Origin of the sequence: Streptomyces sp. CA-135486, from assembly GCF_050936555.1 — a bacterium.
Lineage (GTDB): Bacteria > Actinomycetota > Actinomycetes > Streptomycetales > Streptomycetaceae > Streptomyces.
Genome location: NZ_JBNJMM010000002.1, coordinates 3,002,806 through 3,025,911, shown reverse-complemented (window position 1 = coordinate 3,025,911; position 23,106 = coordinate 3,002,806). Strand labels below are relative to the sequence as shown.

At 70.3% G+C, this 23,106-nt stretch carries 22 protein-coding genes and 1 tRNA gene; 8 read left to right on the top strand and 15 right to left on the bottom strand.

The genetic code is table 11. The features are described from left to right. The first annotated feature begins 46 nt into the window (after positions 1-46). Positions 47-538, top strand: coding sequence for a DUF309 domain-containing protein (locus ACQEVG_RS33415; RefSeq protein WP_432990803.1), 492 nt, complete (start codon positions 47-49; stop codon positions 536-538). Here ACQEVG_RS33415 and ACQEVG_RS33410 read toward each other — a convergent pair. From ACQEVG_RS33410 to ACQEVG_RS33400, 3 genes are read right to left on the bottom strand one after another with little or no spacing between them, the layout of a single operon-like run. Further along, entirely contained in the window at positions 527-1,162 is a 636-nt protein-coding gene (locus tag ACQEVG_RS33410) for a LutC/YkgG family protein (protein ID WP_432990801.1), read from the bottom strand. The two genes, ACQEVG_RS33415 and ACQEVG_RS33410, sit on opposite strands and share 12 nt — an antisense overlap. Continuing rightward, the gene (locus tag ACQEVG_RS33405) at positions 1,159-2,556 is read right to left on the bottom strand and encodes a LutB/LldF family L-lactate oxidation iron-sulfur protein (protein WP_432993078.1); all 1,398 of its coding nucleotides are present in this window, start codon (positions 2,554-2,556) and stop codon (positions 1,159-1,161) included. Before ACQEVG_RS33405 ends, ACQEVG_RS33410 begins: the two co-directional genes overlap by 4 nt. 26 nt (positions 2,557-2,582) lie before the next feature. Then, the gene (locus tag ACQEVG_RS33400) at positions 2,583-3,293 is read right to left on the bottom strand and encodes a (Fe-S)-binding protein (RefSeq protein WP_432990799.1); all 711 of its coding nucleotides are present in this window, start codon (positions 3,291-3,293) and stop codon (positions 2,583-2,585) included. Positions 3,294-3,374: 81 nt separating this feature from the next. On the opposite strand from ACQEVG_RS33400, the gene cobF reads away from it, so the two are divergent. Beyond that, positions 3,375-4,130 (top strand): precorrin-6A synthase (deacetylating), encoded by a 756-nt coding sequence (gene cobF / locus ACQEVG_RS33395; RefSeq protein WP_432990797.1) that lies wholly within the window; start codon positions 3,375-3,377, stop codon positions 4,128-4,130. Positions 4,131-4,226: 96 nt separating this feature from the next. Here cobF and ACQEVG_RS33390 read toward each other — a convergent pair whose 3' ends face one another. From ACQEVG_RS33390 to ACQEVG_RS33375, 4 genes are all read right to left on the bottom strand, one after another. Further along, on the bottom strand, positions 4,227-5,450 hold the full coding sequence (locus ACQEVG_RS33390; RefSeq protein ID WP_432990795.1) for a cytochrome P450: 1,224 nt from the start codon (positions 5,448-5,450) through the stop codon (positions 4,227-4,229). 182 nt (positions 5,451-5,632) lie between these two features. Beyond that, positions 5,633-8,101 (bottom strand): SpoIIE family protein phosphatase, encoded by a 2,469-nt coding sequence (locus ACQEVG_RS33385; RefSeq protein WP_432990793.1) that lies wholly within the window; start codon positions 8,099-8,101, stop codon positions 5,633-5,635. A 237-nt stretch (positions 8,102-8,338) separates the two neighbouring features. Beyond that, positions 8,339-8,412, bottom strand: a tRNA-Pro gene (locus ACQEVG_RS33380). A 238-nt stretch (positions 8,413-8,650) separates the two neighbouring features. Further along, on the bottom strand, positions 8,651-9,019 hold the full coding sequence (locus tag ACQEVG_RS33375) for an MmcQ/YjbR family DNA-binding protein (RefSeq protein WP_432990791.1): 369 nt from the start codon (positions 9,017-9,019) through the stop codon (positions 8,651-8,653). A gap of 103 nt (positions 9,020-9,122) precedes the next feature. On the opposite strand from ACQEVG_RS33375, the gene ACQEVG_RS33370 reads away from it, so the two are divergent. Both ACQEVG_RS33370 and ACQEVG_RS33365 read left to right on the top strand, forming a co-directional pair. Beyond that, the gene (locus ACQEVG_RS33370) at positions 9,123-9,332 is read left to right on the top strand and encodes a hypothetical protein (protein ID WP_432990789.1); all 210 of its coding nucleotides are present in this window, start codon (positions 9,123-9,125) and stop codon (positions 9,330-9,332) included. A 486-nt stretch (positions 9,333-9,818) separates the two neighbouring features. Continuing rightward, complete coding sequence (locus ACQEVG_RS33365) at positions 9,819-11,015, top strand: acyl-CoA dehydrogenase family protein (protein ID WP_432990787.1); 1,197 nt, start codon at positions 9,819-9,821, stop codon at positions 11,013-11,015. A gap of 385 nt (positions 11,016-11,400) precedes the next feature. Here the strand turns inward: ACQEVG_RS33365 and ACQEVG_RS33360 are convergent, their stop codons facing one another. The 7 genes from ACQEVG_RS33360 to ACQEVG_RS33330 form a co-directional block, all read right to left on the bottom strand. Further along, on the bottom strand, positions 11,401-11,973 hold the full coding sequence (locus tag ACQEVG_RS33360) for a GAF domain-containing protein (RefSeq protein WP_432990785.1): 573 nt from the start codon (positions 11,971-11,973) through the stop codon (positions 11,401-11,403). Continuing rightward, the gene (locus tag ACQEVG_RS33355) at positions 11,970-12,584 is read right to left on the bottom strand and encodes a GTP-binding protein (RefSeq protein WP_432990783.1); all 615 of its coding nucleotides are present in this window, start codon (positions 12,582-12,584) and stop codon (positions 11,970-11,972) included. The genes ACQEVG_RS33360 and ACQEVG_RS33355 overlap by 4 nt, the downstream gene beginning before the upstream one ends. Further along, positions 12,562-12,933 carry a DUF742 domain-containing protein gene (locus tag ACQEVG_RS33350; RefSeq protein WP_432993075.1) on the bottom strand — a complete coding sequence of 124 codons (372 nt, stop codon included), beginning with the start codon at positions 12,931-12,933 and terminating at the stop codon, positions 12,562-12,564. Before ACQEVG_RS33350 ends, ACQEVG_RS33355 begins: the two co-directional genes overlap by 23 nt. Positions 12,934-12,935: 2 nt before the next feature. Then, positions 12,936-13,370 carry a roadblock/LC7 domain-containing protein gene (locus ACQEVG_RS33345; RefSeq protein ID WP_432990781.1) on the bottom strand — a complete coding sequence of 145 codons (435 nt, stop codon included), beginning with the start codon at positions 13,368-13,370 and terminating at the stop codon, positions 12,936-12,938. A gap of 7 nt (positions 13,371-13,377) precedes the next feature. Beyond that, entirely contained in the window at positions 13,378-15,195 is a 1,818-nt protein-coding gene (locus ACQEVG_RS33340) for a sensor histidine kinase (RefSeq protein ID WP_432990779.1), read from the bottom strand. Positions 15,196-15,459: 264 nt separating this feature from the next. Continuing rightward, positions 15,460-16,641: an MBL fold metallo-hydrolase gene (locus ACQEVG_RS33335; protein ID WP_432990777.1), complete on the bottom strand. Its 1,182-nt coding sequence runs from the start codon at positions 16,639-16,641 to the stop codon at positions 15,460-15,462. 90 nt (positions 16,642-16,731) lie between these two features. After that, the gene (locus ACQEVG_RS33330) at positions 16,732-17,181 is read right to left on the bottom strand and encodes a PPOX class F420-dependent oxidoreductase (RefSeq protein WP_432990775.1); all 450 of its coding nucleotides are present in this window, start codon (positions 17,179-17,181) and stop codon (positions 16,732-16,734) included. 309 nt (positions 17,182-17,490) lie between these two features. Here ACQEVG_RS33330 and ACQEVG_RS33325 point away from each other — a divergent pair, with 309 nt between their 5' ends. The 4 genes from ACQEVG_RS33325 (at position 17,491) to ACQEVG_RS33310 (ending at position 22,125) form a co-directional block, all read left to right on the top strand. Then, the gene (locus ACQEVG_RS33325) at positions 17,491-19,233 is read left to right on the top strand and encodes a thiamine pyrophosphate-dependent enzyme (RefSeq protein WP_432990773.1); all 1,743 of its coding nucleotides are present in this window, start codon (positions 17,491-17,493) and stop codon (positions 19,231-19,233) included. Further along, positions 19,230-20,408 carry a Glu/Leu/Phe/Val dehydrogenase dimerization domain-containing protein gene (locus ACQEVG_RS33320; protein WP_432990771.1) on the top strand — a complete coding sequence of 393 codons (1,179 nt, stop codon included), beginning with the start codon at positions 19,230-19,232 and terminating at the stop codon, positions 20,406-20,408. Before ACQEVG_RS33325 ends, ACQEVG_RS33320 begins: the two co-directional genes overlap by 4 nt. A 131-nt stretch (positions 20,409-20,539) precedes the next feature. After that, complete coding sequence (locus ACQEVG_RS33315; protein ID WP_432990769.1) at positions 20,540-21,160, top strand: TetR/AcrR family transcriptional regulator; 621 nt, start codon at positions 20,540-20,542, stop codon at positions 21,158-21,160. A gap of 26 nt (positions 21,161-21,186) precedes the next feature. Further along, entirely contained in the window at positions 21,187-22,125 is a 939-nt protein-coding gene (locus tag ACQEVG_RS33310) for a carbohydrate kinase family protein (protein WP_432990767.1), read from the top strand. A 49-nt stretch (positions 22,126-22,174) separates the two neighbouring features. Here the strand turns inward: ACQEVG_RS33310 and ACQEVG_RS33305 are convergent, their stop codons facing one another. After that, a complete protein-coding gene (locus ACQEVG_RS33305; RefSeq protein ID WP_432990765.1) occupies positions 22,175-22,966 on the bottom strand; it encodes an SGNH/GDSL hydrolase family protein in 792 nt (263 codons plus the stop codon). Positions 22,967-23,106 lie beyond the last annotated feature (140 nt).

Here is a 23,106-nt window from a genome sequence, read left to right as displayed (position 1 = left end):
GGCGGCCCGGCTGCCCGGCCACCGCGGTGCGGGGGACAATCGAGGCGTGGACAAGGCACGCAGGGACCGCGACGACAGGGCACGCAGGGACCGCGACACCGAAGGGCGCGCACGTAACGCACGCCCGCGCGACGGGCTGGGGCGACCGCTTCCGTACGGAACACCGGGAGTGGAGCGCCAGCCCGAGGGCGTGCTGCGCACCCCGGGGCAGACGCTGACGGAGGCGCAGCGGCTGCTGGACGCCGGCATGCCCTTCCATGCGCACGAGGTGTTCGAGGACGCGTGGAAGTCCGGACCGGAGGCGGAGCGCGAGCTGTGGCGGGGCCTCGCCCAGCTCGCGGTCGGGCTCACCCACGCCGCCCGCGGCAACACGGCGGGCGGCGCCCGCCTGCTGCTGCGGGGCGCGGACCGGATCTCCGGTTACCAGGATCCGTACGCCATCGATGTGGCCGGTCTTACGGCCTGGGCGCACGGGCTCGCGGCTCGGCTGGAGCGGCCGGTGGACGCGGGCGCCGAGGCGCCCCGGCTAACGCGTTAGCAGGACGACTTCCAAGGTGCGCGGGCCGTGGACGCCCTCCACCCGGTCGAGTTCGATGTCGCTCGTCGCCGATGGCCCGGAAATCCAGGTCAGCGGGCGGGCAGGATCGAGTCGCGGCATCGCCTGCGGTACGGAGGCGACGACCTGTTCCGGGGCGCGTACGACGCAGATGTGCAGATCCGGAACGAGAGTGAGGGCCCGTCGCCCCTGCCCCGGGCCTGCGTCGAGGACGATCGTGCCGGTCTCGGCGATCGCGAGGGCGCAGCCCGTCACCACAGCGTCGACGGCGTCGAGTTCGTACGGAGTCAGCGGACCGGCGTCCGTGCGCTGCTCGGCGTCGCCGGCGCTGAGCCACTCGGCAGGCAGTCCGTCCGGCACGGCGACCGACCGCGCGCCGTGGTCGTCCAGCACCTCCCTTATCAGAGCGGGCAGTTCGGGTTCGGTGGCGCGGTGCACGATCGCCCGGTAGTCGGCGAGGTTCTCCTGGAGCAGATCGAGCATCGCGGCCGGATCGAGAGAGGTGTGGCTCTCCAGATAGTCGCGGGCGGCTTCCGGCACATCGGGCGCGTCGGCAACGGCGGCGCGGATCCGGGCGAGGATGCGCTCGCGGGAGGTGGCACTCATCGGCGGTTCTTCTTCCACCAGTCACGGAAGGATTGGGCGGGCATCGCGGGCAGTTCCCGGTCGGCGGTCCAGGCCCCTGCTCCCGGCGGCCTCTTCGGATGCAGCTTGCGGGTGCCGGAGGCTGCCCTCTCCCCCGCGGCGAGTGCGGCCGGGTGGTCGAGGACCCATCCCGCCGCCTTGATCGCGGCCTTCTCCAGGTGATGTCCTTTGCCGCCGCGGTCCGCCACCTTCTCCCGCAGATGGACGAGGACCTCGGGGATGTCGATGGCGACCGGGCACACCTCGTAGCAGGCGCCGCACAGTGATGACGCGTACGGCAGGGAGGCATCGATCTCGCTCTGGATGCCGCGCAGCTGGGGGCTGAGGATCGCGCCGATCGGGCCCGGGTAGACCGATCCGTACGCATGGCCGCCCGCCCGCTCGTACACCGGACAGACATTGAGGCAGGCGGAGCAGCGGATGCAGCGCAGCGCCTGGCGGCCGACCTCGTCGGCCAGCGCCTTGGTACGGCCGTTGTCGAGCAGTACCAGATGGAAGTCCCGCGGTCCGTCCGCGTCGGCCGTGCCGGTCCACATGGAGGTGTACGGGTTCATCCGCTCGGCGGTCGAGGAGCGCGGCAGTGTCTGCAGGAAAACCTCCAGATCGCGCCAGGTGGGCACCACCTTCTCGATGCCGACGACGGAGATCAGGGTTTCGGGGAGGGTCAGACACATACGGCCGTTGCCCTCGGACTCGACGACGACGAGGGTGCCGGTCTCGGCGACCATGAAGTTGGCGCCGGAGACGCCGACCTTGGCCCGCAGGAACTTCTCGCGGAGGTGAAGGCGGGCGGCTTCGGCGAGTTCGGCGGGGCTGTCGGTCAGCCCCTCGGGGGCTGCCCGGCCCCAGCTCCCCATCTCCTCGCGGAAGATGTCACGGATCTCGCCACGGTTGCGGTGGATGGCGGGCACCAGGATATGCGAGGGGCGGTCGTCGCCGAGCTGCACGATCAGCTCCGCGAGGTCGGTTTCGTACGCGGAGATCCCCTCGGCCGCCAGCGCCTCGTTGAGGCCGATCTCCTGGGTCGCCATCGACTTGACCTTGACGACCTCGCTCTCGCCGGTCGCCTTCACCAGCTCGGCGACGATGCGGTTGGCCTCGTCGGCGTCGGCGGCCCAGTGGACGATGCCCCCGGCCGCGGTGACCGCGGACTCCAACTGCTCCAGATAGCGGTCGAGATGGCGCAGCGTGTCGTCCTTGATCTGCTTGCCGGCCTGGCGCAGCTCCGCCCAGTCGGCGAGTTCCGCCACCGTTTTCGCGCGCTTGTCGCGGATGGTGTGGGTCGCGTGCCGGAGGTTCGCGCGCAGCGTCACATCGTGGACGGCTTCCTTGGCGGCCTCGGGGAAGGACGGCATGCCGAGATACGTGCCGCTCGTACCGCTCACAGCAGGGGCTCCTCTTCGGTGCTCGCGAGGATGTCGGCGATGTGCAGGGCGCGCTGCGGTGCGTCCTGGCGGCGCAGGATGCCGTCGATGTGCATCAGACAGGAGTTGTCGGCGCCGCACAGCACATCGGCTCCGGTGGACCGGGCGTTGCGGACCTTGTCGCGGCCCATGGCGGCGGAGACGGCGGGGTTCTTGACGGCGAAGGTGCCGCCGAAGCCGCAGCACTCATCGGCACCGGGCAGCTCGCGCAGCTCGAGGCCCTTCACCGCTTCGAGCAGCCTGCGCGGCCGCTCCCCCAGCCGCAGAGTGCGCAGCCCGTGGCAGGAGGGGTGATAGGTGACGGTGTGCGGAAAATACGCGCCGACGTCGGTGACGCCGAGTACGTCGACGAGGAACTCCGTGAGTTCGTACGTCCGGGTGGGAAGTGCCGTCTCGCCGAGCTTCGGATACTGCTCGCGCACCATGGCCGCGCACGACCCGGAGGGGGTCACGACGTACTCGTATCCCGCGAAGGCGCGCGCCGTCCGGCGTACCAGCGGCTCGGTCTCGCGCCGGTAGCCGGTGTTGAACTGCGGCTGTCCGCAGCAGGTCTGTTCGGCGGGGAAGCCCACCTGAACGCCGAGCCGCTCCAGAAGTCTGACGGTCGCGATGCCCGTGGCCGGATACACCGCGTCGTTGACGCAGGTGACGAAGAGTGCGACACGCATGGTCGGAGGATATGCCCCGACCGGCGGCCTCGGTAGGTCCCGCGATCGGCGGCATGCGACCTACCCCGCATACTCGGCAGGGTGAGGAAGATCTATGTGATCGGCATCGGGGCGGGCGACCCCGATCATCTGACGCTGCAGGCGGTCAAGGCGCTGAACAAGGCGGATGCGTTCTTCATCCTCAACAAGGGCGAGGAGAAGGCGGATCTGGCACGGCTGCGACGGGACATTCTCGACGCTCATGTCCAGGGCGGGTCGTACCGTCTGATCGTGGCGCGCGACCCGGAGCGGGACCGGGAAACATCGGACTACTCGCCCGCCGTCGACGACTGGCGCAGTCGCCGGGCCGATCTGTACGAACGGTTCATCGCCGAGGATCTTGCCGAGGACGAGTGCGGCGCGTTCCTGGTCTGGGGCGATCCGGCGCTGTACGACTCCACGCTCGCGATCCTTGAGGAGATCCTCGAACGGGGCACGGTCGCCTTCGAGCACGAGGTGGTGCCCGGAATCAGCAGCGTCTCGGCGTTGCTGGCCAAGCACCGCACCGGGCTGAACCGGGTGGGCCGCCCGGTGCAGATCACCACGGGCCGGCGGCTCGCCGAGGGGTGGCCCGAGGGCGTGGACGACGTGGTCGTGATGCTGGACGCACGGCAGGCGTTCACCCGCCATCTCGACCAGGATCTGTTCATCTACTGGGGCGCGTACGTGGGCACCGAGGACGAGATCCTGGTCTCGGGGCGGCTTGCCGAGGTGTCCGGCCGGATCGAGGAGCTGCGGGCCGAGGCCCGCGCCCGCAAGGGCTGGATCATGGACACCTATCTGCTGCGGCGAGGCTGAGACGCTGCTTCGAGCTGCGGGCCCACAGATCGCCTACCTGGCCGAGATGGCGGGTCATCACCGCAGCACCGGCACCCTCTGGCCGAAATGGCCGGCTCACCGGACGAGATGGAGCGCTTCGGGCGAACGGTGGATCAGGGTCGGCCGCATCACGGGCGGCGGCCTGTCCTCGTCGAGCCGCAGGCCGGGCAGCCTGCGGGCAAACAGGCCGATGGTCAGGCGCAGTTGTTCGCGCGCCAGCTGTGAGCCGGGGCAGCCGTGGGTCCCATGACCGAAGGCCACATGCCGGCGGGAGAGCGGCCGGGTGATGTCGAAGACTTCCGGCCGGTCGTAGCGGCCCTCGTCGCGGTTGGCCGACCCGTACGCGACGAACACGGTTGCCCCGGCGGGCAGTTCGGTGCCGGAGATGGTGACCGGACGGGTGGTGGTCCGGCGGAAGCCCTGGACCGCCGAGTCGTACCGGGCCGCTTCCTCGACGGCCGCCGGTATCAACTCCGGTTCAGCACATATCAGTTCCCACTGTCCCCGGTCGCGCAGCAGATGCAGCAGTGCCGTGCCGATCAGCGCGGTGGTGGTGAGATGCCCGGCGATCAGGAAGTTCTGCAAGTTCGAAACGAGCTCGTGGCGCTGGTCGAGCGTGAGCTCCCCGCTGCCGGGCGCCAGCGCTGCGACCATGCCGGAGCAGAGGTCGTCGCGCGGGCTCTTCCGCCGGTCGCGTATGTACGTGTCGAGGAGCTTGTGCAGTGCGACGACGTCCTCGGCGGCGCGGACTTGAGAGTCGGGATCGAGCGGGCGGAACAGCAGCTCTTCGGCGCGGTAGCCGCCGTGCACCACCGCCGGGATGTCCTCGGGTTCGAAGCCGATCAGCCGGCCGATGACCTGCCCGGGGAGCTTTCGCGCGTACGTCTCCATCAGCTCGACGCGGCCGTCCGCGGCGAAGCCGTCGACGAGTGACTCGGCGCGCTCCGCGGCGTACGGGACCAGCTCGGCGATCCGCCCGGCGGACAGACCGCGGTTGAGCGGCGCCCGGTGTCGCCGGTGGGCCGGGCCGTCGGTGGAGACGACGGTGGGCCGCTTTCCGTACCCCTTGGCCAGCACCTCCAGAGCCTGCGGCGAGGGCATGACGTCGGGGAGCAGCGCCCGTACGGAGGAGAACTCCCCGGGCCGCCCCAGGACTTCGCGTACGTCGGAGTCCCGCGCGACGAGCCAGGCGTCGAGCTCGGGAACAAAGGTCAGGCCCTCGGTCCGGCGCGCCTGCGCATAGAGCGGATAGGGATCGCGTTGCAGCTCGTCGAGCCTGGCGTGATCTTTGCTCGGCACGCGGCGCCTCCAGGTGGCTCCGGGTCGGAAGGACTCAGCACGGTGGGCACGCTTGTTCGTCCGGCCATCGTGCCCCAGCCCCGCCGCGTCGGGAAGAGCCCCTCAGCTGCCGGCGGCCGGGCGAGTTCGCGGCATGCTGCCGGCCCGCGCGGACGATGCGGCAACTGCGCCGCCCAGCTGTGTCAGGCGCCCGGACCGATGTCCTCGCGATGCTCGCCGACCCGGGGCGGCAGCTCCTGCTCGGTCCAGACCGTCTTGCCCTCATGCGCGTGCCGGGTGCCCCAGCGCGCCGTCAACTGGGCGACGAGAAGCAGCCCCCGGCCGCCCTCGTCGGTGCTGCGGGCGCGGCGCAGATGGGGGGATGTGCTGCTGGAGTCGGTCACCTCGCAGATGAGGCGGTGGTGATGGAGAAGTCGCAGGGTCACCGGGCCGCCGGCGTAACGGTAGGCGTTGGTGACGAGTTCACTGACGATCAACTCGGTGGTGAAGACCAACTCGTCCAGTCCCCACTCGGCGAGCTGTGCGGCGGTCAGCCCCCGGGCGCGGGCCGGGGCGGTGGGCTCCGCAGGCAGCTCCCAGGTGGCGACCTGCTCCGGCGCCAGGGTACGGGTCCGGGCCAGCAGGAGGGCCACGTCGTCGACGGGCCGCGTGGGCAGCAGCGTGTCGATCGCGGCCTGGCAGATCTCCTCCAACGGCCGGTCCGCTCCGCCCAGCGCGGTGCACAGCCGGGACAGTCCGGCCTCCACGTCGTGTTCGTCGGTGTCGATCAGACCGTTGGTGTAGAGGGCCAGCACGGAGCCTTCGGGAAGCTCCAGTTCCGCGCTTTCGAACGGCAGCCCGCCCAGTCCCAGCGGTGGTCCGGCAGGGAGTTCGGGGAAACTCACGTTTCCGTCCGGTGTCACCACGACCGGCGGGGGGTGGCCCGCGCGAGCCATCGAGCAGAGCCGGCTCACCGGGTCGTACACGGCATAAAGACAGGTGGCGCCGACCACCTGTTCCCCGGGGGAATCCGCGTCGCCGGGCTCCTGTTCGCCGGCCAGCCGCATCACGAGGTCGTCGAGATGGGAGAGCACCTCGTCCGGTTCGAGATCGAGGTCGGCCAGCGTGTGCACGGCAGTACGCAGCCGGCCCATCGTCGCCGCGGCGTTGATGCCGTGGCCGACCACGTCACCGACGACCAGGGCCACGCGGGCTCCGGACAGCGGAATGACGTCGAACCAGTCGCCGCCGACCCCTGCGGCGCCCCCGGCCGGCAGATAGCGGTGGGCAACGGAGACCGCGGGGTGCTCGGGAAATTCGCGTGGCAGCAGCCGGCGTTGCAGTGCCAGGGCGGTGCGGTGCTGCTGGGTGTAGCGGCGGGCGTTGTCGATGGAGAGCGCGGCGCGAGCGGCGAATTCATTCGCCAGGGTGAGGTCGTCGGCCTCGAACGGTTCTGGATGCCGGTAACGCCACATGCTCAGGAGTCCCAGGACGAGGCCGCGGGCGGTCAGGGGAACCACCATCAGCGAATGGACGCCACGGGCAACCGCCTTCACCGCCCGGTCCGGGTCCAAGCTCGATCTGGGGTTCATTGGTTCGAACTCGGCCACCAGAACAGGGCTCCGGTCGGCCAGAGATCGCGCCTGTGGTGTGTCAGCGGCGAACGATCTGAGCGTGCCCACCGGGAACAGCAGCTCTTCCTCGCTCCCCGGGATGCTCTTGAGCGCTGCCCTACGGAGGGGACCGGTGGCGTCCGGGATGAGCTCCTCACCGAGGCTGACCGACTCGAGAAGATCGACCGTCACACAGTCGGCAAGGCTGGGGACGGCGACTTCGACCAGTTCGTTCGCGGTGGTCTGCACGTCCAGCGTGGTCCCGATGAGGGCGCTCGCCTCATTGAGCATGGCCAGCCGGCGCCGGGCCCGGTGCCGGTCGGTGACATCCTCGACCAGCTGTGCCACGCCCAGCGTCCGGCCGATGGAATCCTCCATACGGAACGCGGACACGGCGACGAACCGCTCCCGCCCCGGGTCGATCTGCAGGCGGGCCGACAACTCCGTGAAGATCATCGGCTTCCCGGTGCCGATCACCTCCCACAGCCGGGCCTCGATCGTCTCCGCGTCCTCCCGGACGACGTAGTCGCCGATACGCGTGCCACGCATCCGCTCGACCGGAAAGCCGCCGAAGCGCGCGATCGTCCGGTTGACCCGCAGGAGCCGCAGCTCCGGATCGTGGATGGAGAGGCCGATCGGCGACCGGAGAAACAGGCCGTCCATGACCGACCGGTCGATCTCCCACTGGGCGACTTCCTCGGCCGGCGCAGCCACCAGGAACCACTCGTCTTCGCGGTCGGCCCGCATGACACGACGAGCCCGGACGCCAAAGGCGAGCCGTCGGCCGTAGCGGTGCCGAACAGGCAGGATCCCGAACCAGCCGCTGTCCGTGACGCAGGCCGCCGCGGCCTCCCGTAGGACGTCGCGGTCCCGGGGGTCCACAAGCAGGTCCACGGCAGGCCGGCCGAGCACCTCCTCCTCCGGGTAGCCCAGCAGCTCACGGGCACGGCCGCTCCAGCCGACCACCCAGCCACGGTGGTCCAGCACCACGGTGACAGCGCGAGCCACCGAGAACGGGTCCTCCGGGCTCTCGCTGATCAAAGTCACGGACGAGATCATCCCTTTAATGCTCCATCGGGTCCGATGGACGCGCATGCGCTGGTCCAGCCCCATCACCGCGGCCGGCGGAAGCGACCGCATGCCGGAGAAGATTTTCGGCCCAGGTCGCCCCCGTAGGGCGGTGCTCGACAAGCCGCCGGCGCTGAGCGGGCCGCTCGGTCCTCGACTGTACCCAGGAAACGCGAGAGGCCGCATCGGACTGCTCCGATACGGCCTCTCACCTGCGACTTCGAAAAGTCGGGACGACAGGATTTGAACCTGCGACCCCTTGACCCCCAGTCAAGTGCGCTACCAAGCTGCGCCACGTCCCGATGCCCGTCTGACCTGGGGTTTCCCCCGGCTGAACGCGCATGAGAACAATACCGCACTCGGGGCGGTGGTCACGAACCGCTTTCCGCGCCCGGTCCCCGGGTGATCGCAGCCAAACGTGCGGCTGCACGGCGAACAGCCCGGTAATCACTCTGCGCAGTGGGTTCACTACGATCAGTGCCCGCCCGTCCCGCCCGGGACGGCCGCCGCGCCCGACCGGGAGCGCTTCAGCCGACGCGGTCAGTCCGACTGCGGATCCGCCAGGTCCGGGTGCGCGTCCAGCAGTCTCCGTGGGGCCGCCTGGCGCCAGGAGTCGAGCAGAATCGCATACAGCTCCTCCTCGTCCTCCAGCGCCGCCAACCGCACCCGCAGCCACGCGTAGTTGTCGTCGTGTCCCGCCCGTATGAAGAACTTCTCCGGTTCGGACGCGATCAGCTCCTCCCGGTCCCCCTTCGGGCACTTCACCCCCATCGCCTTGTCGTCGTCATCGAGCGAGGCGAAGATCTCCCCCCCGTTCTCCAGGCGGAACGTGGGCATGCCCCAGGCGAGCTTCTCCAGCGCGCCGGGCAGGGAGAGCGCGAGTCTGCGCACGTCGTCGGCGGTGGCCATGTGAAGACCGTACGACGCGGCACTGACACTCACCCCGCCGTTGCCACACAGGGCACCTCCGACCCATTGACCGCGTAGCCGTCGCTCCCACGCTGTGCGACGCATGCAGAGAGCGCTTTCCAAGAGGCGGTCCGCCCACCCGGAGAAGGGCGATCTGCTCAACCCCGAACAGCGCGCCGCCCTCCAGAAGTACATCCGCGCCGCCCTCCAGAAGTACATCCGCGCCGGCGACGCCAGGGGACCGCGGGCAACACCCAAGTCGGTGGTGCGTGAGCTGGCCATTGATGTGCTTGAGCACCGGGGCCGGGCTTGACAGTGCCCGGCGGCCGAGCACGCCGGTGTGCGCTCCCTTTGTGCGCCTTATGCGCCGGCCAACACCTCCGTGCGCCCCCCTGGCCGCCGACGGCGTTCATCCTCGCAGCCCACTTGCGTTCTTCGTGGTCAGGGTCTGCGCCGTATCGGTTCTTCCTGTGTTCCTGAATGCCACGGCTGTGAACGTCTGGGACGTGCTCTTGTCCCTCAGTGCCATATGCCCACTAAACCTTTGCCGTTGGCATGTGGCAGAAAGAGATGCAGTGGGAATGCCGTACGGCAGGAAAGAACGGGCCTGCGCCACGCGAAACACATCCTGAATCAAACGTCAAGGGTCTGCGTTTTGGCCAAAATTGGCAACGATCTTGTGCCGCCCGAAAACGATCAACACCATGTTGTGGTCGGCCTGTTCGGGACGGGACCACTGCCGATGCACCACCTGCTCGAACAACTGGCCGAGCAGGCGTTTCGCAGAGGAGGACTCGCGATGGACGGATACTTCGCCGGTCGACTGCATCATCAACTACGCCAGCGCGTGCGCGACTTCGCCGAGAGGGAGGTACGTCCGCGGATCCCCGCGATGGAGGCCGCCCGCTCGGTCCACCGGGAGCTGTCCCGGCTCATAGCCCAGCAAGGCTGGCTCGGCGCCACCATCAGCAAGGACCACGGTGGCATGGAGGTCGGGCACCTTGCCAAGACCATCATCATCGAGGAGCTGTCCCGCGTCAGCGGGGCCATGGGCGCAATGGTGCAGGCCTCGCAGCTGGGAGTGGCCAAAATTATCCATTTCGGCAGCGATGAACAGAAGAAGACCTGGCTCCCTTCGATCGCCGCCGGCGACTGCCTGCCGACGATCGCCGTCACCGAACCCGAGTCGGGCGGCCATGTACTGGGGATGAGCGCCACCGCGGTACGTGACGGCGACGATTACATACTCAACGGCCGAAAAGTGTATGTGGGCAACAGCCATGTAGGTGATCTGCACGGCGTGGTGGCGAGGACGGGTCCCGGATCCCGGGGTCTCACCGCCTTCCTGGTGGAATCGGAGACACCCGGGTTCGGCATAGGCGAGGAACAGCCCTCGATGGGACTGCACGGCTTCAGCTTCGGCGAGCTGCACTTCCACAACTGCCGCGTCCCCGCGCCGAACCGGCTCGGAGAGGAGGGTGACGGACTGGCAGTGGCGTACTCCTCCAGTGTGCTCTACGGACGCGCCAACCTCACCGCCGTATCGCTCGGCATCCACCAGGCGATCCTGGAGGAGACCACGCGCTTCTGCGCGGAGCGGTATCGCTATGGCAAGCCGCTGCACGAACTGCCTTCCATCAAGCTGAAGCTGGGGAAGCTGCAGTCGCGGCTGATGACGGCCCGGCTCGCCGCGTACCACGCCGTGCATCTGCTCGACAAGGGCCTGCCGTGCGATGCGGAGCTGATGAACGCCAAGCTGGTCAATGTCGAGTCCGCGATCGACTCCGCGCGCAGCGCGATGGAGATCCACGCCGCGGCCGGGCTGTTCACCGACCGCCCCATCGAGCGCTATCTGCGGGACGCGCTGCATATGTTCGCCCCGGCAGGCACTTCCGACATCCAGTTGCTGCGCCTTGCGGAGGTGGCGCTGGGTACGGCGAAGGGCGAGTGGTCGCAGCGGCTGTCCGATGAGGTGAGGCTGGAGCCGGCGGTTTGACCCTGGGGCCCGGCCTCAGACCCGTCCCCCTGCGCCCCGTGGGCGTGGGGGGACCTTCATGCCTGAGCACGGCGCACCCGAGCCCACGTGCCGCCTGCATGGGGCGAGCCCCGCAGGCGTCCGGAGGGCCTGGCTCCACTGCCCCGCAGGCACGGAGAGGCCCCCGGCGGGCGTCCGGGGGCTTGACTCACTACGCGCGTGGCACCCGGCGGGTGCCGGGCTCGCGTGCCCTGGCACGCTCTCCCCCGTAGCCCTTCGGGCACGGGAGGTACCCCCACGCTGCGTTGTCGTCAGTCGCCGACGCTCCGCGTGGGCTCCTTCCTCCGCCTTGCATCTGCACGCACCAGACCCCGCTCACTGATCCGGCCTGATCCAAAAGACACCCCTAGATGCCGCCGTCTTCGCGGCGGTGGATCTGTTCGATCAGCTCCGCGGCCAGCGACTTGATCGTCTCAAGACCCGCCCGCCCCCAGGGGCGCGGCTCGGTGTCCACCACGCAGATCGTGCCCAGCGCAATCCCCGTACGGTCGATCAGCGGCGCCCCGAGATAGGAGCGGATGCCGATCTCGTCGACGACCGGGTTCCCCGCGAACCGTGGATAGTCGCAGACATCCTCGAGGACCAGCGCCTTGCGCCGTACCACCACATGCGGGCAGTAGCCGTGATCGCGCGCCATGAAGCGGCTGACCCCGCCACTTCCCGCGGCGGCCGCGTTGAGGTCGGAGCCGGTGTGCGTACCCCCCGGGGTGTGCAGCCCGGCGAAGAACTGCCGGTTCTCGTCGATGAAGTTGACCATGGAGAACGGCGCGCCGGTCACCTCGGCCAGCTTGCGCGCGAACTCGTCGAAAGCGGGGTCCGGCCGGTCCCCGAAACCGAGCTGACGCAGCCGCCGTACCCGCACGGGCGCTTCGCGGTCGACTGGAGTCAGCAAGAGATGGCCGGTCGGGTCGTACGTCATATCGGAGCTCCGTAGCTCGGTGCCGGAGCCGGCACCGGGGTGGTGGTGAGCAGATGCTGGACGAGGGTGACCAGGGTCTTGATCCCCGAGCTGGCGATCCGCGCGTCGCAGAGCACGACCGGCACCTCCGGCTTGAGGTCGATGGCGGCCCGCACCTCTTCCGGTTCATAGCGGTACGCGCCGTCGAACTCATTGACGGCGACGACGAATCCGATGCCGCGGCGCTCGAAGAAGTCCACCGCCGAGAAGCAGTCTTCGAGCCGGCGGGTGTCGGCGATGATGATGGCCCCGAGCGCGCCCGCGGACAGCTCGTCCCACATGAACCAGAAGCGTTCCTGGCCCGGTGTGCCGAAGAGATAGAGCACATGGCTCGCGTCCAGCGTGATCCGGCCGAAGTCCATGGCGACCGTGGTGGTGGTCTTGGACTCGATGCCGTCCAGTCTGTCGGTCGCCGCGCTGACCTGGGTCAGCAATTCCTCCGTACTCAGCGGCTCGATCTCGCTCACCGCTCCCACAAAGGTCGTCTTGCCCACCCCGAATCCGCCCGCTATCAGGATTTTCAGTGCGGTGGGGAAGAGCGCGTCGAGATCAGAGCCGTCGTCGTAGGCCATCGAGCACCGCCTCCAGCAAAGAACGGTCGGTGGATATGTCGTGGCTGCGGGGCGCCCGCGCGGTGACCGCCCCGCAGTCCACCAGATCGGAGAGCAGCACCTTGGTGACGACCGCCGGTAACCTGAGGTGCGCCGAGATCTCGGCGACCGAGGTCGGGTCGTCGCACAGGCCCAACGCCACGGTGTGTTCGGGGCCGAGCTGCGGCTGCGGCGCGGCCCCCGTGGCCATCACCAAGGAGAGCAGATCCAGCGCGGCCGTCGGACGGGTGCGGCCGCCGCTCACCGTGTAGGGCCGGATGAGCCGGCCGGCCGCGTCGTCGAGCAACGGCCCGTCCTTGGGGGACGGCACCCTCATGGCCTCGTGACGCTCGGCGATCCCGCCGAATGTCTGGCCGGAGTCGTCAAATACGGCCGTACGCTCTTGACCAGCATCGCCATCTCGTAGCCGAGGACCGCGGCGTCCGCCTCGCGCCCGGCGAGCACGGCGAGACACGTGCCGGATCCCGCCGTGGAGACGAACAGCAGGGTGGAGTCGAGTTCCACCACCACCTGGCGCACCTCTCCGCCGTCGCCGAAGCGCGCTCCGGCGCTGCGGCCCAGGGAGTAGAGGCCCGACGCCAGAGCCGCCATGTGGTCGGCACTGTCGGCATCCAGGCCGTGCACGGATTTCACCAGCCCGTCGGAGGAGAGCAGTACCGCGTTACGGGTGTACGGCACACGCTGGACCAGGCCGCCGAGCAGCCAGTCAAGGTCCGAGACATGGCCGTTCGGCACGTCGCTCGCCATGGTGCATCTACTCCTTGGAGGTGTTGTCGTGGCGCTGCGGATCGGGCTGCGCCGCAGGATCCGCGAGGGACTGGGACTCGGCCAGTCCGATGCCTCGCTGGAAGGCCGCGATCAGGCCGGGGTCATGGACCGCTTGGTCGTCGTCCTTGCGGGGCGTCGGGGCGTCCCGCAGCTGTGGGACGAGGTGTTCCTGACTGCGGCGCTTGGGCAGTTGGGGGCGCCCCATAGTGCCCCGGACCACGCCTTCCGCGGGCGGCCCGTCCGTGGTGTGAGACGGGCCGACCGGTGAACTCTGTTGCGGCATCGGTGAGTTGGCGCCCGGGACAGCGGCTGCGGGGTTGGCGCGATCGACATGCTCTCCGCGTACGGGGAGGGGGCCGGTGCCGAGATTGGCGTGCACCGGCTGCCGCTGCACCTGCGGTTGCGACTGCTGCGGCTGCGGTTGTGGAATCGGAAGGCGCGGCGGTGAGTGCGGCTGCTGCGGGATCGAGGGCTGCGCCGCGGTCGCCCGGGCGGCTGCCGTCCGTCCCCTGGGAGTCCCCGCGGCCTCTGTCGCCGTGGCGGGGGCGGTTTGCGCAACCGCTTCCGGCTCGGCACCCAGGAGGCCCTGCGGCAGTACCAGGATGGCCTGCACGCCGCCGTAGATATTGGACTGCAGCCGGACCGCGATGCCGTGCCTGCGGGCCAGCGCCGAGACGACGAAGAGGCCGATCCGCCCGTCCTGCAGCAGATGGGCGACATTGACCTGATCGGGGTCGGTGAGCAGCGCGTTCATCTTGTTCTGCTCACCGAGCGGCATGCCCAGGCCACGGTCCTCGACCTCGACGGCGAGTCCGGCCGTGACATGCGAGGCGCGCAGCAGCACCTGTGTGTGCGGGGCGGAGAACAGCGTGGCGTTCTCGACCAGTTCGGCGAGGAGGTGGATGACGTCGGCGACCGCGTGGCCGCGCAGGGTGCCGTCGATCGGGGGCACCAGCTTGACCCTGGGGTACTGCTCCACCTCGGCGATGGCGGAACGGAGCACCTCGGTCATGGTGACCGGGTTGGACCACTGCCGCCTGGAGATGGCGCCGCCGAGGACGGCGAGGTTCTCCGCGTGCCGGCGGATGCGGGTGGCGAGGTGGTCGACATGGAAGAGGCCCTTGAGCAGCTCGGGGTCCTCGACCTCGTTCTCCAGTTCGTCGAGGAGCTGGATCTCCCGGTGGACCAGCGACTGGAGCCGCCGGGCCAGATTGACGAAGACTTCGACCTTCTGTTCGTTGCCGACACTGCTGGAGAGCCGGGAGGCCTGTACGACCGCAGTCACCGCGGCCTCGTACGAGCGGTCCAGCTCATGGGTCAGCAGAGCGAACGCGTCGCCGTCCAACGGCGGTGCGGTCGGTGGCGCGGTGCGGGCTGGCGGGCCTTCTCCGCGCCTGAGCTGCTCGACGACGGTCGGCAGGTCGGTCTGCACGCGCGCGGCGGTGCGGCGTAAGGCGGCACACCGGTCGAGTACGGACCTGGCCATCCGGTCCGCGCCCAGCGCCGCCGCGGCAACGGCGGCGATGGCGAGCACCGCGCTGCCGGTCAGCACCGCCCACAGAGCGGCGGAGGGGCGGGGGTTGGCGATGCGGAGGATGAAGAGCACCGCGGCGGCGCCGCTGAGCGCGGCGACGACCGCGGGCAGCACTGCGGTGCGCAGGAGTTGAGGGCGTATACGGGCTTCCGGCGACGACGGCACGGGTTGCGACCTTCCCGCTGACGACAGGGAACGGGCGCCTGGCCGGCCGTGGCGCCCGCCCTCGCGGCGGTCCGGCCGCGCGGCGGGTGCGCGTAGTTGAGACATCAGCGTCCTTGGTACGTGGGGCCCCAGGAATCGGCGTACTGCAAGTGGGCAGCTTCGAGTCATCAGCCGGGCCGGGCAACACGAAATGAGCCCATGGCTGATCACCAGCCACACACAGTAGTCGCCAAGGAGGCACGTGCGGTGGGCAGTTGACAAACTTGCCCGCCAATCGTCCCGCCCTGGTATGAGGATTCGCACGACAGGCCGACAACACGGCCCTTCCCCCTGTCGGCGTGTCGGCGGCAGGGGTCGGACGCCGCCGGCTCAGGCGGTGGGCGCCACCTCGGGGCTTCCCGTGCCCGTGGCCGTGGCCCAGCCCTCTGCGGGAGCGGTCGCCACCCCACGCCACCACAGCTCGGTCGGAACGCTCTCGGCGGTCGGCTCGAACGGCTGGCCCGGTCGCGGCAGAGCGATGCGCGCGCCCGCGGCGGCCGCCGCCGAGACCGTGCCCTCGCCGGGCTCGGCCCACGGATGGGGCGCGAGGTTGAAGGTCCCCCAGTGGATCGGCAGCATCGCGCCGGACGGCGTGCCGCCCTGGAGGTCCAGGTGGGCGCGCATGCCCTCGGCCGGTGTCATATGGATGTCCGGCCAGTACTCGCTGTACGCACCGATCTGGATCATCGTGGCGTCGAAGGGGCCGTGCTCGGCGCCGATGTCCTTGAAGCCCGGGAAGTATCCGGTGTCGCCGCTGTGGTAGATGCGGTGCTCGGGTCCGGCGACGGCCCATGACGCCCAGAGCGTGTGCTGCTGGTTGCGCAGCCCGCGCCCGCAGAAGTGCCGCGCGGGGGTGGCGGTCAGCCGTATGCCGGCCACCTCCGTCGACTCGTTCCAGTCCAGCTCGCGCAACCGGTCGGCGGACACGCCCCAGCGCTCGAGGTGCGCGCCGACGCCCAGCGGCACCGCGAAGACCGTGTCGGTCGAGGCCAGCGCCTTGATGGTGGGCAGATCCAGGTGGTCGTAGTGGTCGTGGGAGATCACCACGACATCGACCGGGCCGAGGGCCGCGACGGGTACGGGCACGGGGTGCAGCCGCTTGGGGCCGGCGAAGGAGTAGGGCGAGCAGCGCTCGCCCCACACCGGGTCGAAGAGCACCCGGCGCCCGTCGATCTCGGCGAGGACGCTGGAATGCCCTATCCAGGTGAGCCGCAGCCCGGATGCGGGCGGCTTGGCCAGGTCGGCGAGGGTGGTGGCATGTACGGGCACCACGCCGATCGGCGAGCGGCGGGCCCGCGCCTCCTTGCGGAAGTAGATCTTGGCGAACTCGATCATGGAGCCGCCGGACGGTCTGGTCCTGGCTCCCACCGGGTTCTGGAAGCTGCCGTCGGAGAAGTTCGGCGAGCGAAGGATCCGCTCCCACCGCTCTCCGGCCGGATCCGCCCCGAACGCGGCGGGGCGCAGCGAGCGCAGCCGGGATCTCAGCGGGTGGGTAGAACCAGTGCCGGTCACGGCACCTCCAGAGGTTGGGGTCTTTTCATTATGGGCGGAGGGTCCGACAGAGGGGGAGCGAGCCGACCGGGCGCGACCGGCTTGATCCACTCAGCCGCGCGGCTGGCCATAGGCCCGTTCGACATGCAGGCGCAGCACAAGGCGCTTGTCGCGGACCATCGCCTGCCGGTAGTCGTCCCAGTCGGGGTGCTCGCCCTGGACGTCGCGGTAGAGGGTGATCAGCTCCTCGACGGTGGCGTCGTGCGGGTCGGCGGCGACCGGGGTGAGTTCCGCCCTGCCGTCGACGGCGGTCCACGCCCAGCGGTCGGCGCTGGTGACGTGATAGGTGGCGCGCGGGTCACGCCGCAGGTTCCGCGTCTTGGCCCGGTCGTCCGTGATCGACACCCGGATGATCCGCTCGTCCGGGTAGTACCGGTGATTCACATTGGAGAGCTGGGGCCGGCCGTCCCGCTTGAGGGTGACCAGCACGCCGCCGCCCTGCTCGGCGACCAGCGTGAGCAAGGCTTCCTGCGCATCCGGCTGTGCGTCGGTTTCCGTCATGCCTCCAGGAACGCCCGGCCGGGTGCGGGTGTTCCTGGGGGTTCCGGAGGTGGGGCGCGCGCGTTTACTGACGATCATGTTGACAGGGCGGCTCACCCCTCCGGATACTGACCAGCGGTTCAGTTAACCGCGCGTCGTCGCTCCTGGAGGCAGCATGTCCGAGCCCCCCACCGAGCTACCAGGTCGTGGCCTTCCGCCTTGCTGACATGCGCACCCGTTCGAACAGGCACGGCTGATGACCTGCCGGGCGGCCAAGCGGCTCGACGCCCCCGGACATCATGCGTCTGATCATCTCGAGGAGCATGTGACATGGAGCCTGCGGCTGTGACGGGCGGCGAAGCCGTCGTACGAGCGCTGGCGGCGCACGGCGTCACCCAGGCCTTCGGGATTCCCGGCACGCACAACCTGGAGATCTACCGGCATCTCGCCGCCCATGGCATCGCCCATGTGACACCGCGCCACGAGCAGGGCGCGGGGTACGCGGCCGATGCGTACGCCCGGGTCAGCGGGCGGCCCGGGGTCGCGATCACCACCACGGGGCCCGCGCTGCTGAACATCGCCGCGGCCGTCGGCCAGGCCTACTCCGACAGCGTTCCGCTGCTCGTTCTGTCGCCCGGCATGCCGCTGCGCCATCCGCGCCAGTCGACCGGACTGCTGCACGAGATGCGCAGCCAGAGCGAGGCGCTGCGGGGTGTCGCGGCCTTCAGCCACCGGGTGTCGACGGTGGACGAGATCGGTGCGGCGGTGGCCCGGGCGTTCACGCTCTTCACGACCGGGCGGCCGCGTCCGGTCCACATCGAGGTCCCGCTCGATCTGCTGGAGGCCACGTCGAGGGCGGTGGAGGTACGGATCGCCCCACCGGTAGCGCCGCCCCTGCCCCCGCCCGGCGAGCTCGGGCATGCCGTCGTAGCCCTGCGCAGGGCGCGCCGCCCCGCGCTCGTGCTGGGCGGCGGCGCGCGCGAGGCCGGCGCCGAACTGCTCGCACTGGCGGAGGAGTTGGCCGCTCCCGTGGTCACCACCGCCAACGGCAAGGGGATCGTGGACGAGTGCCACCCCCTGTCACTGGGCGTCTCGCTGCACAGCGCGGCCGTCCAGAAGTGGCTGGCCTGGCGCGATGTGGTGCTGGCGGTGGGCACGGAGCTGGCCGAGTCGGATCTGTGGTCACCACCGCCACCGCTGGACGGCACGCTGGTGCGGGTCGACGTGGACCCGGCGCAGATGTACGCGGGTGTGCCGGCCGATGTGGCGCTGGTGGGCGACGCACAGCAGGTCCTGGGCTCGCTGCTGGCCGCGCTCCGGGACGCGGCCTGCGGCCAGGTCACCCCGCCGGGCACCGCGCCACCTGCCACGGAGCTGTATCTCGTACGCCCCACCGGGAGCCACGACGACCGCGGCGGCCAGTCCGGCGGCGGGACGCCGGGCGGCGCGCGGCTGCGGCTCGCCCACGACGCGGCGGGAAGCGCCGCCGAGCAGGTCGCCGAGCTGCGCCGCGCGCGCGATGCCGAGACCAGGGACCGGGACGCCCGCTGGCTGCCGTATCTCCGGGCGATCCGCACCGTCCTCGACGCCGACGCCGTCATCACCTCCGACAGCGCCCAGTGCTGCTACTACGGCGCGCTCCCCCATCTGCCGATCGGTCCCCGCGGGCGCTATCTGCACCCCACCGGCTTCGGCACGCTCGGCTATGCGCTGCCCGCCGCGATCGGCGCGAAGACCGCGTACCCGGGCCGTCAGGTGGTCGCGCTCAGCGGGGACGGCGGCCTGCAGTTCTGCGTACAGGAGCTCGCCACCGCCGCCCAGCTCCAACTGCCGTTGCCCGTCGTCGTGTTCGACAACGGCGGCTACGGCGAGATCCGCGATGAGATGGCCGCGCGCGGGGACGCCCCGGCCGGCGTCGATCTCGCGCCCGTCGATCTGTCCGCCCTGGCCCGCGCCTACGGCGGGCACGGCGAGCGCGTCACCACCCCCGAAGCCCTCGCCTCGGCCCTCACCATGGCCCTCGGCACCCCCGGCCCCACCGTGATCACCGTTCCCGAGGAGACCGCCCGATGACCACCCCCCTGCTGTCGCTCACCTGGACCGACCATGTCACCGACCGCCAGGGCCACTTGGTGATCGACCGGCTGGTGCGCGGCGTCTCCAGCGGAGGGCTGCGGATGCGCGAGGGCTGCACGCTGAACGAGGTGGCCGGGCTGGCCCGTGGGATGACCATGAAGGAAGCCCTGCACTACAACCCCGACGGCCGGTACATCCCGCTCGGCGGCGCCAAGGGCGGCATCGACTGCGACCCGCAGGATCCACGGGCGTACGGGATTCTGGTCCGCTATCTGCGCGCCGTGCGTCCCTACATCGAGACGATGTGGACCACCGGCGAAGACCTCGGCCTCAGCCAGGACATCGTCGACCGCGCGTCCGCCGAGGCCGGCCTTGTCTCCTCCATCCAGGCCGTCTACCGGCTGCTCGACGACGAGACGACGGCCCGTCGGCGGCTCGCGGACGCCTTCGGCGTGCAGGTCGACGGCATCGGGCTCGACGAGCTCGTCGGGGGCTGCGGAGTCGCCGAGTCGGTGCTGGTCGCGCTCGACCGGGCGGGTGCGGGGTACGCGGGAACGCGCGTCAGCGTGCAGGGACTTGGCACGATGGGTGGCGCGACCGCGCGTTTCCTCGCCCGGGCCGGACTGAAGATCGTCGCCGTCGCCGACATCAAGGGTACGGTCGCCAATCCGGACGGCCTGGACGTCGAGGCGCTGCTGGCGGCGCGCGATTCGTACGGCACGATCGACCGTACGGCGCTGCGGCCGCAGGATCTGGAGCTGGCGGGCGACGCCTGGCTGTCCGTCGACGCGGAGGTGCTGGTGCCGGCGGCCGTCTCGTACGCGGTGGACACCGCCAACCAGGCGCAGATCACGGCCCGCTGGATCGTCGAGGCGGCCAACATGCCGGTGCTGCCGGACGCGGAGGAACTGCTCGCACGGCGCGGCATCACCGTACTTCCGGATGTCGTGGTCAACTCCGGTACGAACGCCTGGTGGTGGTGGACCCTGTTCGGGGACATCGAGGCGGATGCGGACGAGGCGTTTGCGCACACCCGCCGCTCGATGCGGGCACTGGTCGACCGGATGCTCACGCGCTCGGAGGCGGACGGGACGACCCCGCGGGCCGCGGCGCACGCGATCGTCGCCGACCGGCTGCCGGTCATCGCCGAGCACTTCGGCTGGTACAGCTGACGGCTTCGTTCGACGTCCTGCGGTTGCGGCATGCCGCAACCGAGTCGACCTGGCCGGGGCCGGCGGGGCCCTCGCGCTCGATGCCCACGGAGTGCGGGCGGCGTCCAAGATCGGCTGTGTAGGGTGAGGATGTGGCAAGAGTCCGGTTGAACGTCGCGGAGCGGCGCGAGGAGTTGCTCGGTGCTGCCGTCGAGCAGATCGAGGAACGCGGAGTTGCGGCGGTGCGCATCGCCGATGTCGCCTCCGCGCTCGGGGTGAGCAATGCCCTGGTGCTCTACCACTTCTCGACCAAGGAGAAGCTCGTCGCGGCCGCTTTCGCCCACGCCGCCGACGGCGATCTCGCCCATCTGCGCAAACTGCTGGGCCGGCGCACCTCCGCGCTCCGCCGGCTGCGGGCGGCGGTCCGCTGGTACGCGCCGACGGGCACGGCCAAGGGCTGGCGGCTGTGGATCGAGGGCTGGGCGGCCGCGCTGCGCGAGCCCGCGCTGCGCGAGGTGGCCCGCGATCTCGACCAGCAGTGGAAGGCCGCGCTGACGGACGTCATCGCGGAGGGCGCCGCGGCGGGCGAATTCCCGTGCGAGGACCCGGCGGCAACGGCCTGGCGGCTGACGGCGTTTCTGGACGGGCTCGCCGTGCAGATGACCTCGTACGCGGGATCGCTCTCGCGCGCCGCGATGCTGGAGTGGACCGACGAAGCGCTCGCCCGTGAGCTGGGTGTGGACCGCGAAGCCCTTACCGCCGCCGCACGCTGAACCCCGAGCGGTCATACTGGGCAACTGTGTCGCACCAGTCGCAGGAACAGCAGACCGATCAACTCCCTTACAACACACACGATGTACTGGTCGTCGGTGGCAGCGGCGTGGACACGGTCGTCCGCGTGGACTCGCTGCCCGTCCCGCTCGCGGACTCCGTCGGCGTAGGCCCGATCCGCGAATGGCCCGGCCACACCGGCGGCAATGTGGCCCTCGGCTGCCGGGCACTCGGACTGAATGTCACCCTGCTCGACTACGTCGGCGACGACTGGCCCGGTCAGCAGGTCCGGGAACGGCTCGCGGCCGGCGGGGTGGCCTTCGAGCCGCTGCTCTCCCCGGCCGGGACCCGGCGAGCGGTCAATCTCGTCGACCCCGCGGGCCGCCGGATGTCCTTCTACGACGGCCGCGATCCGGCGGACCTGCGGATGCCGCGCGAGGTCTACCTCCCCCATCTGCGGCGAGCCCGCCATGTCCATCTCTCGATCGTGAACTTCGCCCGGTTCCTCTATGACGACATCGAGGAGCTGGGCACCCCGGTCTCCACCGATCTGCACGACTGGGACGGACTGGCCGACCACCAAAGGGAGTTCGCGCTCCGCTCGGACCTGGTCTTCCTCAGCGCGGCGGGCGCGGGTGAGCGGATCGCGTCGGTGATGCGGGAGATCCTGCGCGACGGACGGGCCCAGGCGGTGATAGCGACGGCGGGCGCCGGGGGCTCCTACCTCCTCACCCGCGACGGTGGCAGCACCCCGCGCCCCGTCCCCGCGGCGGTGCCACCGGGTCCGGTCGTGGACTCCAACGGTGCCGGCGACGCGTATGTCTGCGGCTTTCTCTACGGGCGCCTCGCGGGCCGGGACCTGGAGGACTGCGCCCGGCTCGGCGCGCTGGCGGGCGCCCATGCCTGTACGGGCGAGGGCAGTACGGCGCTGATCAGCCCGGCCGGACTCCACTCGGACCGGGTCTGAAGAGCGGCCGGGGTGGCGGGTGCATCACGGCACCCGCACCCCGACACCGCTACAGAGGCAGCAGATTGGGGCGCTTGGCCTCGACATGGTCGCCGGAGCTCTCGCCGCGCAGTCGCCGCCCGATCCATGGCACCAGATGCGTGCGCGCCCACTGGATGTCGTCCCGGCGCACCTCCAGGGGGCCGCGCGGCGGCTGCGGCGGCCACGGCTGGTCCGGGTCGGCGGGCACCTCGATGCCGAGCACCTGGGCGGCGCGCAGCGCGACCCTGGTGTGTCCCTCGGGCGAGAGATGCAGCCGGTCGGCGTCCCAAGCACGCCTGTCCTGGACGGACTTGAGCGACCAGAGGTCCAGCACGGGGCAGTCGTAACGGTCGGCGATGGCCCGGACATGCGCGGTGTACGTGGCGATCCTGCCGCGCAGATGGCGCAGTACCGGCACGTCGCGCGTGTCGAAGCCGGTGGTCACCATGACCGTGCCGACGGCTCCGGTGAGCTCGGCGACGGCCCGCTCGAAGCGCTCGGCCACGTCGTCCGGGTCGGTGCCCGGCCGGATGATGTCATTGCCGCCGGCGCAGAACGTCACGAGATCCGGGGCGAGTTCCTTGGCCCTCGGCACCTGTTCCGCCACGATCTGGTCGAGGAGACGGCCGCGTACGGCGAGATTGGCGTACCTGAAGGTGTGCTCCGGCATCCGGTCGCCGAGCAGGACCGCGAACCGGTCCGCCCAGCCGACGTACGTCCCGTCGGGGCCCGGGTCTCCGACCCCTTCGGTGAAGCTGTCACCGATAGCCGCGTACGACCCGAATGCGCCACTGGTCTTGTCTCTCGAATCGTCTGCCACGAGCCCATATCTTTCCCTCACGGATGTGACCTACGCGACCGTAAGGAGGGGTTGACGAGGGGTGATCTATACCACCGGTCAAGTTTCGCCCAACCCGGAATACGCCGAATCCCCTCGCGCCGCTGGGGGATTCGGCACGA

Bases quoted from the DNA above. Each gene is read 5' to 3' on its own strand.
- ACQEVG_RS33410 (WP_432990801.1), bottom strand. From the start codon at position 1,162: ATGAGTGCCACCTCCCGCGAGCGCATCCTCGCCCGGATCCGCGCCGCC.
- ACQEVG_RS33405 (WP_432993078.1), bottom strand. From the start codon at position 2,556: ATGCCGTCCTTCCCCGAGGCCGCCAAGGAAGCCGTCCACGATGTGACG.
- ACQEVG_RS33400 (WP_432990799.1), bottom strand. From the start codon at position 3,293: ATGCGTGTCGCACTCTTCGTCACCTGCGTCAACGACGCGGTGTATCCG.
- ACQEVG_RS33385 (WP_432990793.1), bottom strand. From the start codon at position 8,101: ATGATCTCGTCCGTGACTTTGATCAGCGAGAGCCCGGAGGACCCGTTC.
- ACQEVG_RS33375 (WP_432990791.1), bottom strand. From the start codon at position 9,019: ATGGCCACCGCCGACGACGTGCGCAGACTCGCGCTCTCCCTGCCCGGC.
- ACQEVG_RS33370 (WP_432990789.1), top strand. From the start codon at position 9,123: ATGCAGAGAGCGCTTTCCAAGAGGCGGTCCGCCCACCCGGAGAAGGGC.
- ACQEVG_RS33365 (WP_432990787.1), top strand. From the start codon at position 9,819: ATGGACGGATACTTCGCCGGTCGACTGCATCATCAACTACGCCAGCGC.
- ACQEVG_RS33360 (WP_432990785.1), bottom strand. From the start codon at position 11,973: ATGACGTACGACCCGACCGGCCATCTCTTGCTGACTCCAGTCGACCGC.
- ACQEVG_RS33355 (WP_432990783.1), bottom strand. From the start codon at position 12,584: ATGGCCTACGACGACGGCTCTGATCTCGACGCGCTCTTCCCCACCGCA.
- ACQEVG_RS33345 (WP_432990781.1), bottom strand. From the start codon at position 13,370: ATGGCGAGCGACGTGCCGAACGGCCATGTCTCGGACCTTGACTGGCTG.
- ACQEVG_RS33340 (WP_432990779.1), bottom strand. From the start codon at position 15,195: ATGTCTCAACTACGCGCACCCGCCGCGCGGCCGGACCGCCGCGAGGGC.
- ACQEVG_RS33330 (WP_432990775.1), bottom strand. From the start codon at position 17,181: ATGACGGAAACCGACGCACAGCCGGATGCGCAGGAAGCCTTGCTCACG.
- ACQEVG_RS33325 (WP_432990773.1), top strand. From the start codon at position 17,491: ATGGAGCCTGCGGCTGTGACGGGCGGCGAAGCCGTCGTACGAGCGCTG.
- ACQEVG_RS33320 (WP_432990771.1), top strand. From the start codon at position 19,230: ATGACCACCCCCCTGCTGTCGCTCACCTGGACCGACCATGTCACCGAC.